At 72.2% G+C, this 11,814-nt stretch carries 11 protein-coding genes; all 11 read right to left on the bottom strand.

What is annotated here, in order from left to right:
* Positions 1–93 precede the first annotated feature (93 nt).
* Positions 94–1,194: a polyprenyl synthetase family protein gene (locus ACFXA3_RS20430; protein ID WP_385188585.1), complete on the bottom strand. Its 1,101-nt coding sequence runs from the start codon at positions 1,192–1,194 to the stop codon at positions 94–96.
* A gap of 50 nt (positions 1,195–1,244) precedes the next feature.
* Positions 1,245–2,624, bottom strand: coding sequence for a hydroxysqualene dehydroxylase HpnE (hpnE, locus tag ACFXA3_RS20425; RefSeq protein ID WP_385188583.1), 1,380 nt, complete (start codon positions 2,622–2,624; stop codon positions 1,245–1,247).
* Between the two features lie 136 nt (positions 2,625–2,760).
* Positions 2,761–3,741: a presqualene diphosphate synthase HpnD gene (gene hpnD / locus ACFXA3_RS20420; RefSeq protein WP_385188582.1), complete on the bottom strand. Its 981-nt coding sequence runs from the start codon at positions 3,739–3,741 to the stop codon at positions 2,761–2,763.
* Positions 3,738–4,667: a squalene synthase HpnC gene (gene hpnC, locus ACFXA3_RS20415; RefSeq protein WP_385188590.1), complete on the bottom strand. Its 930-nt coding sequence runs from the start codon at positions 4,665–4,667 to the stop codon at positions 3,738–3,740. The genes hpnD and hpnC overlap by 4 nt, the downstream gene beginning before the upstream one ends.
* A gap of 344 nt (positions 4,668–5,011) precedes the next feature.
* Positions 5,012–5,794 carry an ABC transporter ATP-binding protein gene (locus ACFXA3_RS20410; protein ID WP_385188580.1) on the bottom strand — a complete coding sequence of 261 codons (783 nt, stop codon included), beginning with the start codon at positions 5,792–5,794 and terminating at the stop codon, positions 5,012–5,014.
* Positions 5,787–6,722 carry an ABC transporter permease gene (locus tag ACFXA3_RS20405; protein ID WP_385188578.1) on the bottom strand — a complete coding sequence of 312 codons (936 nt, stop codon included), beginning with the start codon at positions 6,720–6,722 and terminating at the stop codon, positions 5,787–5,789. The genes ACFXA3_RS20410 and ACFXA3_RS20405 overlap by 8 nt, the downstream gene beginning before the upstream one ends.
* A 96-nt stretch (positions 6,723–6,818) precedes the next feature.
* The gene (locus ACFXA3_RS20400) at positions 6,819–7,691 is read right to left on the bottom strand and encodes a glycosyltransferase family 2 protein (RefSeq protein ID WP_385188588.1); all 873 of its coding nucleotides are present in this window, start codon (positions 7,689–7,691) and stop codon (positions 6,819–6,821) included.
* A gap of 8 nt (positions 7,692–7,699) precedes the next feature.
* Positions 7,700–8,479 carry a CDP-alcohol phosphatidyltransferase family protein gene (locus tag ACFXA3_RS20395; RefSeq protein ID WP_385188576.1) on the bottom strand — a complete coding sequence of 260 codons (780 nt, stop codon included), beginning with the start codon at positions 8,477–8,479 and terminating at the stop codon, positions 7,700–7,702.
* Positions 8,457–9,518 carry an iron-containing alcohol dehydrogenase family protein gene (locus tag ACFXA3_RS20390; protein WP_385188574.1) on the bottom strand — a complete coding sequence of 354 codons (1,062 nt, stop codon included), beginning with the start codon at positions 9,516–9,518 and terminating at the stop codon, positions 8,457–8,459. The genes ACFXA3_RS20395 and ACFXA3_RS20390 overlap by 23 nt, the downstream gene beginning before the upstream one ends.
* On the bottom strand, positions 9,506–10,258 hold the full coding sequence (locus ACFXA3_RS20385) for a sugar phosphate nucleotidyltransferase (protein WP_376198236.1): 753 nt from the start codon (positions 10,256–10,258) through the stop codon (positions 9,506–9,508). Before ACFXA3_RS20385 ends, ACFXA3_RS20390 begins: the two co-directional genes overlap by 13 nt.
* Positions 10,255–11,811, bottom strand: coding sequence for a DUF5941 domain-containing protein (locus tag ACFXA3_RS20380; RefSeq protein WP_385188587.1), 1,557 nt, complete (start codon positions 11,809–11,811; stop codon positions 10,255–10,257). Before ACFXA3_RS20380 ends, ACFXA3_RS20385 begins: the two co-directional genes overlap by 4 nt.
* Positions 11,812–11,814: the final 3 nt, after the last annotated feature.

Here is an 11,814-nt window from a genome sequence, read left to right as displayed (position 1 = left end):
TTAAAAGACACAGGGGGTTTGCGGTCGGCCGGGCGCTCCTTTATGGCCGCGCCGGCCGGCGACTCGCGAGTCATATCCGAGCTCGGGTGGCGATCACCTCTTGCGCACGACGACGAAGTCGGCCAGGGCGACGAGCTGTTCGCGCACCGTCTGCGGCATGTCCACGTCGTCCAGCGCGCGGACGGCGACGGCGTGCTGGCGGCGGGCCTCCTCGGCGGTCCACTCGCGGCCGCCCGCGGCCTCGATGAGCGCGGCACGGTGCGCGAACTCCTCCTCCGAGAAGTTCTCGAAGTCGTTGCTCTTGGCGTCGGCTGCGAGCAGCTGCGCGAGTTCCTCGCAGGCGGGTCCGCCCGCGGCGAGGGCGGCGACGACCGGCAGGGACTTCTTGCGCTGGCGCAGGTCGCTCCAGGTCTGCTTGCCGGTGGCCTCCGGGTCGCCCCAGATGCCGAGGAGGTCGTCGACGGCCTGGAAGGCGAGGCCCAGGTGGTAGCCGTACTCCTCCAGCTTGTCGGCCGTACGGTCGTCCGCGCCGCCGAGGACGGCGCCGATGGAGACCGCGCAGGCGAGCAGGGCGCCGGTCTTGTTGCCCTCCATCTCCAGGCACTCCTCGACGCTGACGCGCTCGCGGTGCTCGTAGGAGATGTCCTGGGCCTGGCCGTCGATGAGCTTGCGGCTGGCGGTGGTGAGCCGGCGGGCCGCGCGGCCCGCCTCGACGGTGCCGAGTTCCAGCAGGACCTCGTTGGCGAGGGCGAACAGCGCGTCCCCGACCAGGATCGCGAGGGCCGGGCCGTGCACCTTCCACACGGTGTCGCGGTGGCGGCGCTGCTCGTCGCCGTCCATCAGGTCGTCGTGCAGCAGCGAGAAGTTGTGGACGAGCTCGACGGCCACCGCACCGGGGATGCCGACCTCGGCCGCGGCTCCCGCGGCCTCGGCGGACAGCAGCGCGAGGGCGGGGCGCACGGCCTTGCCGCCGTCGCCGTCCGCCGCGTTGCCCTGGGCGTCGATCCAGCCGAAGTGGTAGGCGGCGACGGTGTCCATGGGCGCCGCGAGGCGGTCGACGGCGGCGCGCAGCGCGGGGGTCGACAGCGTGCGGCCACGCTCCAGGAGGGCCACCGTGTCCGCCTTCTCCACGCCCCCTCCGGCTGCGCCGTTGCCGGCGTCCGTGTTCTCGACAGCCGGATTCCCCGGGTTCACTGGCACTCCTCTGTGTCCTGTACGTGCTGTTCCGGTCGTGCTGGTGGTCGTCATGCCGCCTCCTGCAGGGGGTGCTCGCGATGGCGGCCGAGGGCGGCGAGCGCGGCGTGCGCCGCGCTCAGTCCGCTGCGCACGGCGCCCTCCATGGTCGCGGGCCAACCGGTGGCGGTCCACGCACCGGCGAGGTAGAGGCCCGGCGTGTCGGTCCGCGCCCCGGGGCGCAGCCGGCCGACGCCGGGGGTGGGGGCGAACGTGGCCGTGCGCTCCCGGGTGACGAAGAAGTCCCGTACCTTGGCGCCCCGCGCGGCGGGCAGCAGCCGTTCGAGTTCGGGCAGGTACTTGGCGCGCAGTACCGAGACGGGCTCGTCGATGTCGTCCTGGGCGGCCGACTGGGACAGCGCCAGGTACTGGCCGCCGTCGGGCAGCCCGGAGGAATCGGTGCGGTCGAACACCCACTGGACCGGGGAACCGAGCGCGGCGAAGAAGGGCTGCCTGAGCACCTTGCGGTCGTAGACCACGTGCACGTTGAGGATGGGCGCGGTGCCGATGTCGAGGAGCTTGTCCGGGTCGGCCAGGGCTCCGGGCGGCAGCAGCCCGTGGGCCTCGCGCTGCGGGACGGCGAGGACGACCGTGCCCGCGCCGAAGGACTCGCCCTCGGTGTCGACCTGCCAGTTCCCGTCCTGCGTGCGGGAGACGGAGGTGACGCGGGTGCGCAGTTCGGTGCGCACCCCGGCGGCGTCCAGCTGCTTGCGGGCGAGGGTGTCGTGCAGCTCGCCGAGCGGGACGGAGGCCCAGCCGATGTCGGCGGCGCCGTTCTCGGAGAGCAGGCCGGTCTTGAAGACCATGGCGGCCAGGCCCAGTGAGGACTGGTCGGCGGTGGCGTTGAGGGTGGCGATGCCGACGAGGTCCCACAGGGCCTCGATGGTGCGCGGGCTCTGTCCGTACCGTGCGAGCCAGGTCGCGAAGTCCAGGCCGTCCAGCGCCGGGTCGGCGGGGTCGAGCCGGCGCAGCGCGAGGGCGGCGCGGCCGACGCCCACCCGTTCGGCGAGCGAGAGGTGCGGGTAGCGGGCCAGGGAGCCCGCCAGGTGCAGGGGGACGGGCAGGGCGCTGCGGCGCAGCCGGCCCAGCCGCGGCCCGCCGGGGTGGGCGACGTCGAGCACGGGTACGTCGAGCCGGTCCTGGAGCGGGGCGAGGGCGGCGCCCTCGACGCGGTCCAGGAACCACCGGTAGGCGGTGCAGCAGCGCAGGTAGACGTGCTGGCCGTTGTCCACGGTGAGGTCGCCGCGCTTGAAGGAGAAGGCGAGTCCGCCGAGCCTCGGGCGGCCTTCGAGCAGGGTGACCCGCAGTCCCGCGTCGGCGAGTTCGAGGGCGGCCGTCACGCCGGCGAGGCCGCCGCCGATGACGACGGCGCGGTCGTCGCTGCCGCTCATGCAGTCTCCCCCGTCGTACGGCCGGCGCCCGCCGGGGCGGCCGTAAGGGCGGAGCCCGCACGGTGAGACGCGGCGGCCCGCGCCGTGGTTGCCCGCGGGCCGGCGGGAGTCCGGGCCGGCCCGGTGCCGGGGCGCGTCACGGCCGCCTCCGCGTGCTCTGGCGCGAGATGGTGCGCGCGTCGAGGCCGGACAGGCCGCGCACGGCGACGTACGCCTTCTCGTGCGGGGGGAGCGAGACGCGGCCGCGGAGCACGGCCTCGGGCTCGCGCTCGATGCGGTCGAGGAGGCGCCGGTAGATGCCGGCCATGGCGGCGACGCAGGCGCCGCTGCGCCGGTCGAGCATGGGCAGGAGCCGGTAGCCCTCGACGAACAGGGCGCGGGCGCGCCGGACTTCGTGGTGGACGAGCCCGGCGAAGTCGGCGCCGGCGGGCATCCGGTCGCTCGCGAAGCCGTCGCCGCAGCCGAATTTGGCGAGGTCCTCGGCGGGCAGGTAGGTGCGCCCGTTGGCGGCGTCCTCGCGGACGTCGCGCAGGATGTTGGTGAGCTGGAGGGCGAGGCCGAGGGTGTCGGCGTACTCGCCGGCGCGCGCGGTCTCGGCGGCGCCGAGGCCGCCGGTGTTCACCGTGCCGAACACGCCGAGGGAGAGCCGCCCGATGGCTCCGGCGACGCACCGGCAGTAGGCCTTGAGGTCGTCCCAGGTCTCGTAGGTCTCGCCGCGGACGTCCATCAGGACGCCGTCGATGAGTTCGTCGAGGCCGCCGAGCGGGATCGGGAAGCGTCGGGCGGCGTGGGCGAGGGCGACGGCGACCGGGTCGGTGTGGTCCTGGTCGACCTCCTCGGCCCGGATCCGGCCGAGGAGGGCGCGGGTGTCCTCGAGCCGGGCCAGTTTGGCGCCGGGGGCCAGCGTGCCGTCGCCGATGTCGTCGACCCGCCGGGAGAACGCGTACAGCGCGGACATCGCCTGCCGCTTGTCCGAGGGCAGCAGCCGGATGCCGTACGCGAAGTTGCGCGCCTGCGAGCCGGTGACGGCCTCGCAGTAGCTGTAGGCCGCCAGGACCGCTGCGGACGGCGCGGACGCTGAGGACGTGTGTGCGGAACCCTCCACGGTCGGGCTCACCCCTTTCTCGGCGCTGTGCGCAGGACGGCGGCCACCTCGCGGAGCAGGCCGCTCTTGGTGGGCTTGGGCGGGCCGGGGAGTACGTCGAAGCCGGCGGCGGTGACGGCTCGCAGGGCGGCGCGCCCCCCTCCCACGAAGCCTGCGAGCAGCAGCCGGAGCCTGCCGTGCACGCTACCCACGAGCGGGGTGCCTTCATTCAGGAGGTCCCGGGCGCGTTCGGCTTCGAACGCGACCAGGGAGCGTACGGACGCGCCGGCGTGGCGGGCCTTGAGGTCGGCCTCGCCCACGTGGAAGCGGTGCATGTCCTCGGCCGGGAGGTAGATGCGGCCCCGGCCGAGGTCCTCCGCGACGTCCTGCACGTGTTCGACGATCTGCAGTGCGGTGCAGACGGCGTCGGACCGGCGGATCCGCTCGGGGGTGGCGGTGCCGGTGAGGGACAGCACGAGGCGGCCGACGGGGTTCGCGGAGAGCTCGCAGTAGGCGAGGAGGTCGCCGTACGTGGCGTAGCGGGTGACGCGCTGGTCCAGGCGGTTGGCCTCGATGAGCCCGAGGAAGGGCTCGGGGGTGAGGTCGTGGGCGCGGACCACCGGCCGCAGCGCCTGGAGGAGGGGGTGGCGGGGCGGGCCGCCGGGGCCCCCGAAGACGCGGTGCAGGTCGGCCTCGAGGGCGTCGAGCATCGCGAGGGGGTCGTCGGCCGCGGCGGGGTCGAGGCCGAGGAGGACGGCGTCGTGCCCGCCGGGGGCGAGGTCGCCGTCGCCGATGTCGTCGACCAGGCGGGCGTACCCGTACACCGCCATCAGGCCGTCGCGCCAGGCGCGCGGGAGGAAGGACGGGGCGACGGGGAAGTTCTCCGTCCGCGCCTTGCCGAGGGTGGCGTGCGCGTGGGCGTCGGGGGCTGTGGGGACCGCGTCGCGCCGGGGCCGGATACCGTGCCCGGGGGTCACCGCCCGCCGCCCGCGCGGGGGACGGCCGTAATGCCTGGGGGCCGGAGAATTCCCGTAGCCATTGCCGTCACGTCTCCCGTTCTACACTGCCGACCCAATACATCCCATTTCGGACACGCCGCCGGACTTTCCCCGGGGTACCCCAGGCCGTTCACCTGCGGGGAATCGTCCCCTCTGGCGTGATTCAGGACTGCTCCAGCTTACGCTGTACAACGCCGCGGCAGCCTCTCGGGTATTCGCTCTGCTACTGAATGTCGGCGCCGGACGCGCCGGACATGCCGAAGCCCCCGCCGCGCTCGGGCGACGGGGGCCGGCGAGGGCCGCGGTCAGGCGCTGGTGGCCTTCTCGTAGGCCGCGACGACTTCCTCGGTGGGCCCGTCCATCAGCAGCTCACCCTTCTCCAGCCACAGCACGCGGCTGCAGGTGTCGCGGATGGACTTGTTGTTGTGGCTCACCAGGAAAACGGTTCCGGCGTGCTTGCGCAGTTCTCGGATGCGGTCCTCGGAACGCACCTGGAACTTCCGGTCACCGGTGGCCAGGGCCTCGTCGATCATCAGAACGTCGTGGTCCTTCGCCGCGGCAATGGAAAAGCGCAGGCGCGCGGCCATACCGGAGGAGTACGTGCGCATCGGCAGGGAGATGAAATCGCCCTTCTCGTTGATGCCCGAGAAGTCGACGATGTCGTCGTAGCGCTCCCTGATCTGCTCGCGGCTCATTCCCATGGCGAGACCGCCGAGTACCACGTTGCGCTCGCCGGTGAGGTCGTTCATCAGTGCGGCGTTGACACCCAGCAGCGAGGGCTGGCCGTCGGTGTAGACCTTGCCGGACTCGCAGGGCAGCAGGCCGGCGATGGCGCGCAGCAGGGTGGACTTGCCCGAGCCGTTGGAGCCGATGACGCCGATGGCCTCGCCGCGGTACGCCGTGAAGGAGACGCCGCGCACGGCGTGGACGCGGCGGACGCCCGGCGCATCGCCCTTGCCCCGGCGCATTATCTTGCTCAGCGCGGCGGTGGCGCTGCCCTTGCCGGAGCTGCCGGTGTTGACGCGGTAGACGATGTGCACGTCGTCGGCGATGACGGTGGGGACGTTGCCCCGGTTGTTCTCAGCCACGGCCGTAACGCTCCTCAGCCTTCCAGAAGTACACGAATCCGCCGAGGCCGATCACGACGGCCCAGCCGACGGCGAAGGCCCAGACGTGCGGCGGCAGGTTGTGCCGGCCGTACTCGTCGATCAGCGCGTAGCGGACCAGGTCCATGTAGATCGCGGCCGGGTTCCACTGGAGCACGTCCGTGACCCACGAGGGCACGTGCCGGTCCTTGAGCGCGCCGCTGATCGAGAACATGACGCCCGAGGCGTACATCCACGTACGCGTGATGAACGGCATCAGCTGCGCGAGGTCGGGGGTCTTGGAACCCATCCGCCCGAAGATCAGTGCGAGGCCGGTGTTGAAGACGAACTGGAGCACCAGCGTCGGGATGACCAGCAGCCAGGACAGCTTGGGGTAGTTGCCGAACGAGACCGTGACGATCACCACGACGATCATCGAGTACAGCAGCTGCTGGAGCTGCTGCATCGAGAAGGAGATCGGCAGGGAGGCGCGGGGGAAGTGCAGGGCGCGGACCAGGCCGAGGTTGCCGGGGATGGCCCGCACTCCCGCCATGAGCGAGCTCTGGGTGAAGGTGAAGACGAAGATGCCCGTCACCAGGAAGGGGATGTAGACCCCCTTCGCCATGCCCCGGCCCGCGTTCATGATCAGACCGAAGATCAGGTAGTAGACCAGCGCGTTGAGCAGCGGGGTCGCCACCTGCCAGATCTGGCCGAGCTTCGCCTCGCTGTACTGGGCGACCAGCTTGGCCCGGGAGAACGCCATGATGAAGTGGCGCCGGTCCCAGAGCTGGCGCACGTATTCGGCCAGGGTCGGCCGGGCACCGCTGACGGACAGGCCGTACTTCGCGGCGAGCTCCGCCGGGGACAGCCCCGCGTCTTCGGACGGCGGCTTGCTCGTGGCGAGGGCGCCATCCTGGGTTGTGTCACTCACAAGATGAAACTTTCCGTCTTCAAGATGCGGCAGAAGGTGGCATCGGGCCTGGGGCGCTCGGCCCGTGATCGCGTCATGTTCTCAGACGCGGGCGTGTCAGATGACAGGCGGTCGGCCCAGCCGGGTCAGCCGCCAGACCGTGCGCCACTTCATGGGGCGCCGGGGACCGCAGGGGGTGGTCCATCCCTCCTTGAACCCACCGAACCAGGCCTTGAGCGCGGGTGCCGACGGTCTGCGCAGGAGCGTCAGCAGGAGCCAGACGCCCAGGTAGACCGGGACCAGCGGGGCGGGCAGGTTCCGGCGGGCGAGCCACACCCGGTTACGGGCCACCATACGGTGGTAGACCGCGTGCCGGGAGGGGGCGGTCGTCGGGTGCAGGAGCACCATGTCCGCCCTGTAGTCGATCAGCCACCCCGCGTCGAGTGCGCGCCAGGCCAGATCGGTCTCCTCGTGCGCGTAGAAGAACTCGCCGGGCAGCGCTCCGACCTGCTCGAACACCGTCGTGCGGACGGCGTTCGCGCCGCCCAGGAAGGTCGTGACGCGGGAGGAGCGCATCGGGTCCGAGGCGCGCAGCCGGGGCACGTGCCGGCGCTGGGTCTCGCCGGTCTCCGGATCGGCGATCCGGAAGCTGACGATCCCGAGCTCCGGGTCCTCGGTGAAGGCCTGCCGGCACAGCTCGGCGGTGTCGGTGCGCTCCAGCAGCCCGTCGTCGTCGAGGAAGAGCAGGGCGTCGACCTCGCGGCCGCCGGGGCCGAAGGCTTCGATGCCGACGTTGCGGCCGCCGGGGATGCCCAGGTTCTCGGGCAGGTCCACGGTGCGCACCCCGGCGGGGAGTCCGGTGACCTTGACGCCCTGGCCCACGACGACGACCTCGACCGGGTCGCCCTCCTGGCGGGCCACCGAGTCCAGGAGCGCCTTCAGCTCGTCGGGCCGGTTGCCCATGGTGATGATCACGGCGCCCAGCCGCATCGGCGTCGTCACTTGAGCCTGCTGGAGGCCAGGATCGACACCAGGTGCAGCACCGTCTGCAGCATGGCGATGCCGGCGAGCACGGCCACACCGAGCCGGGAGAAGTACAGGTCGCCGTGCAGCTGGTCCAGGACGGCCAGCAGCAGGATGAGCAGCGAGGCCTCGATGCCGAGGACGAGGCGGTGGAACTTGAGCGCGGACGCGGCCCGGCGGGCCAGCGCCATGCCGGAGGAGCGCGGCTCCGCGGCGGCCTCCGCGACGGGCTCCTTGCCGGTCTGGTGCCGGGCGACGCCGACCAGGTCGGTCTCGGCCTTGATCAGGATCGCGCCGAGGGCGGCGAGGGTGCCCAGGAAGGCCCACAGCCAGTCGATGCGCCCGGTGCCCCACAGATCGGAGGCGCGCAGGCCGAAGCCGACGAGGACCGCCGCGTCGCACAGGTAAGCGCCGACCCGGTCCAGGTACACGCCGGACAGCGAGTACTGCTTCTTCCAGCGGGCGACCTCGCCGTCGACGCAGTCGAGCAGCAGGTACATCTGGACCGCCACCACGCCGAGGACGGCGCCCCAGATGCCCGGGATGAGCAGTGCCGGGCACGCCAGGACACCGGCGAGGGTCATCAGGTAGGTCAGCTGGTTGGGCGTGACCTTGGTGTTGACCAGGACGCGGGTGATGCGCAGGGAGATCTCGCGCATGTACAGACGACCGCCCCAGTGCTCGCCACTGCGCCGGTCCTTGACGCCCGGCGGGTGAACGACGGGCCGGAGTTCAGCTACGGATGGTCTTGGCATAGTCGGCGTAAGCGTCCCTGATCTCGGCTGCGGACAGATTGAGGTGCTCCAGGATCGTGAAGCGTCCCGGGCGGGTCTGGGGGGCGTACTCGACGGCCGCGACGAACTCGTCCACGCTGAACCCGATCTCGGCGGGCAGCACGGGCAGCCCGTGGCCGCGCATCGACTCGACGAACAGCCCGGACTGCTCCTTGGCGCCGCGCAGGTACATCGCGAAGGCGGCGCCGATGCCGACCTGCTCGCCGTGGAGCGCGGAGCGCCCCGGGTAGAGCAGGTCGAAGGCGTGACTGATCTCATGGCAGGCGCCGGACGCCGGCCGGGTGTCCCCGCTGATCGACATGGCGATGCCGGTGAGCACCAGGGACTCGGCGAGCACCGTGAGGAAGTCGTCGTCGCCGCAGCCGCCGGGGTGGCGCAGGACGGCTTCGCCGGCCGTACGGGCCATCGCGGCGGCCAGGCCGTCCACGGGCTCCCCGGTGATCTTGTGCGAGAGCTCCCAGTCGGCGATGGCCGAGATGTTGGAGAGCGCGTCGCCGATGCCGGAGCGGACGAAGCGCACCGGGGCGTCGCGGATCACGTCCAGGTCGATGACCATGGCGATCGGCGTGGGCACGCCGTAGGAGCCGCGGCCGTTGTCGTTGTCCAGCGTGGCCACCGGCGAGCAGATGCCGTCGTGGGCCAGGTTGGTGGCGACGGCCACCATGGGCAGCCCGACCCGCGCCGCGGCGTACTTCGCCACGTCGATGATCTTGCCGCCGCCGAGGCCGACGACGGCGTCGTAGCGACGGCCCTTTATGTCGTCGGCCAGCTTGACGGCGGAGTCGATCGTGCCGTCGACGACCGGGTACCAGTCGGCGTGCGGCAGCACGGGCTCCAGCTTGGTGCGCAGCACCTGGCCGGACCCGCCGCTGATCGCGATCGCCAGCTTCCCGGACGCCGAGATCCGCTGGTCGGCCAGGAGGCCGGCCAGGTCGTCCATGGCGCCGCGGGTGATGTCGACGACGACCGGGGAGGGGATGAGCCTCGTCAGTACTGGCATGCGATCGTCCGGCCCTTGGCGAGGTCGTCGTGGTTGTCGATCTCGACCCACTTGACGTCGCCGATGGGGGCCACGTCGATCACGAAGCCGTCGTTCACGAGCTGCTGGTAGCCGTCCTCGTAGTACAGGTCGGGGTCGCGCTCGAAGGTGGTCTTCAGGGCTTCGGCGAGGGCCTCGGCGGCCTCCGGCTCGATGAGCGTGACGCCGATGTACTCGCCGGTCGCGTCGGACGGCTCCATCAGCTTGGTGATCTTCTGCACGCCCTTGGCGCCGTCGACGACGACCTTCATCTCCTCGTCGGCCAGGCTCTTGACCGTGTCGAGGGCGAGGATGATCTTCTGGCCGTTGCCGCGGGCGTCGAGCAGGGTCCGCTCGACGGAGACCGGGTGGACGGTGTCGCCGTTGGCGAGGATCACGCCCTGCTTCAGGACGTCACGGGCGCACCACAGGGAGTAGGCGTTGTTCCACTCCTCGGCCTTGTCGTTGTCGATCAGCGTGATCTTGACGCCGTACTTGGCCTCCAGGGCCTCCCGGCGCGCGTAGACGGCTTCCTTGCGGTAGCCGACGACGATCGCGACCTCGGTCAGGCCGACCTCGGCGAAGTTGCCGAGGGTGAGGTCCAGGACCGTGAGGCTTTCCTCGTCGCCTTCGGGGCCGACGGGCACGAGGGCCTTGGGCAGGGTGTCGGTGTAGGGACGCAGGCGGCGTCCGGCACCGGCAGCGAGTACAAGGCCGATCATGCTGGTTCTCCTTCGTCATGTACGGCGGGTGCCCCGGAGGAGACCCAGAAGCGGATGCTCTCCACGAGCACCACGAGTGCCACGAACACGGCCAGGGCCGTGAGCGCGACGGGGAACGTGTCACGGGGCAGGACGGCGGCCAGGACCACGAGCAGCAGGACCCGGCCCTCCTGCCCGCCGATCGTCCACACCAGCCACCTGGGCGGCGCGCCCGAGCCGCCGCGGATGCGGTAGACCGTGTCGTAGTGATGGTAGGCGACCGCCGCGACCAGTCCGAATGCGGCCGGAAGGGCCCCGGGGACGTCGGCCCGCACGGCGAGCGCCAGCACGGTGACGTACTCGGCGCAGCGGAACACCGGCGGGATGAGCCAGTCCAGCGCCCCCTTGAGCGGGCGGGAGACGGCCGCACCGGCGGCTATGACGTAGAACACCGCGGACCCGATCAGTGCGGCCGTGCCGTACGGCCACACCGCGGACCCGCCGATGACGAGGACGGTGCCGATCAGGGCCATCGCCAGCGGGGCGACGGGCCGTCCCTTGGCCAGGGCCGTGCCGATCGACGCCGCCGGGCCGCAGTCGGCGAGGTCGGCCAGGGCCTGGGCGGCCCGGTCGGTCCTCTGCGCCTTGCGGGTCAGCGAGCGCAGCACCCGGCCGGCGGTGGTGTAGAGGGCGCCGAAGGCGCAGCCGACGAGCAGGGCGTAGAACACGATCCGGGGGGTGGTGAACGCGGTCAGCACCGCGATCATGGCCCAGCGCTCGCCGATCGGCAGGATGATCATCCGTCGGACCCAGACCGTCCAGCCGACGCTGTCGAGCCTGCCGGACAGGGCGGCGGTCGGGCTCGTGTTGGCGGTCGCGTCGTGGTTGGCCTCGTTGAAGGCGAAGTCGACCACGTGCCGGCAGGTCATCAGGATCATCGCGCCGAGGGCGAGGGCCCACACGTCGTCGCCGTTCCTGGCCGCACCGAGCGCGAGGCCCGCGTAGAAGGAGTACTCCTTCGCACGGTCGAAGGTGGCGTCGAGCCAGGCGCCCATCGTCGAGTACTGGAGCGAGTAGCGGGCGAGCTGCCCGTCCGTGCAGTCCAGGACGAAGGAGACGAGCAGCAGCACGCCGGCGGCGACGTAGCCCCAGCGCTCGCCGGTGGCGGCGCAGCCGGCCGCGATCAGCGCGGTGACCAGCGAGGCGGTGGTGACCTGGTTCGGGGTCAGGCCGCGGCGCGCGCACCAGCGGGCGATGTAGCGCGAGTACGGGCTGATGAAGAAGGTGGTGAAGAACCCGTCGCGGGACTTCACGGCGGTGCGCAGGCGCACGGCCTCGTCGTCGACGGCGGCGACGGCGGCGGCCGCCGCGGCGCGCTCCGCGTCGTCGGCGGGCACGGCGGCGACCAGCGTGCCGAGCTCGGGACGCTGGACGGTGGTCCCGGCGGCCTCGACGGCGGCGGCCAGCCGGTCCGCGTACGGGCCCGCGCCCGGCGCCCGGGGGGCCCCCGGCCCGGGCCGGGGCCCCCGGGGGGCCCCCCGGGCCGCGGAGCGGGCCGGGCCCGCGCCGGGGATTGT

Source organism: Streptomyces sp. NPDC059456, from assembly GCF_042750055.1.
Taxonomy (GTDB): domain Bacteria; phylum Actinomycetota; class Actinomycetes; order Streptomycetales; family Streptomycetaceae; genus Streptomyces.
The sequence above is the reverse complement of the archived record's forward strand: the minus strand, read 5'-3'. Positions and strand labels throughout refer to the sequence as shown.

What these genes read in the sequence shown, in the direction of transcription:
- hpnE (WP_385188583.1), bottom strand. Translation starts at nt 2,624, where the DNA reads ATGAGCGGCAGCGACGACCGCGCCGTCGTCATCGGCGGCGGCCTCGCC.
- ACFXA3_RS20400 (WP_385188588.1), bottom strand. Translation starts at nt 7,691, where the DNA reads ATGCGGCTGGGCGCCGTGATCATCACCATGGGCAACCGGCCCGACGAG.
- ACFXA3_RS20395 (WP_385188576.1), bottom strand. Translation starts at nt 8,479, where the DNA reads ATGCCAAGACCATCCGTAGCTGAACTCCGGCCCGTCGTTCACCCGCCG.
- ACFXA3_RS20390 (WP_385188574.1), bottom strand. Translation starts at nt 9,518, where the DNA reads ATGCCAGTACTGACGAGGCTCATCCCCTCCCCGGTCGTCGTCGACATC.
- ACFXA3_RS20385 (WP_376198236.1), bottom strand. Translation starts at nt 10,258, where the DNA reads ATGATCGGCCTTGTACTCGCTGCCGGTGCCGGACGCCGCCTGCGTCCC.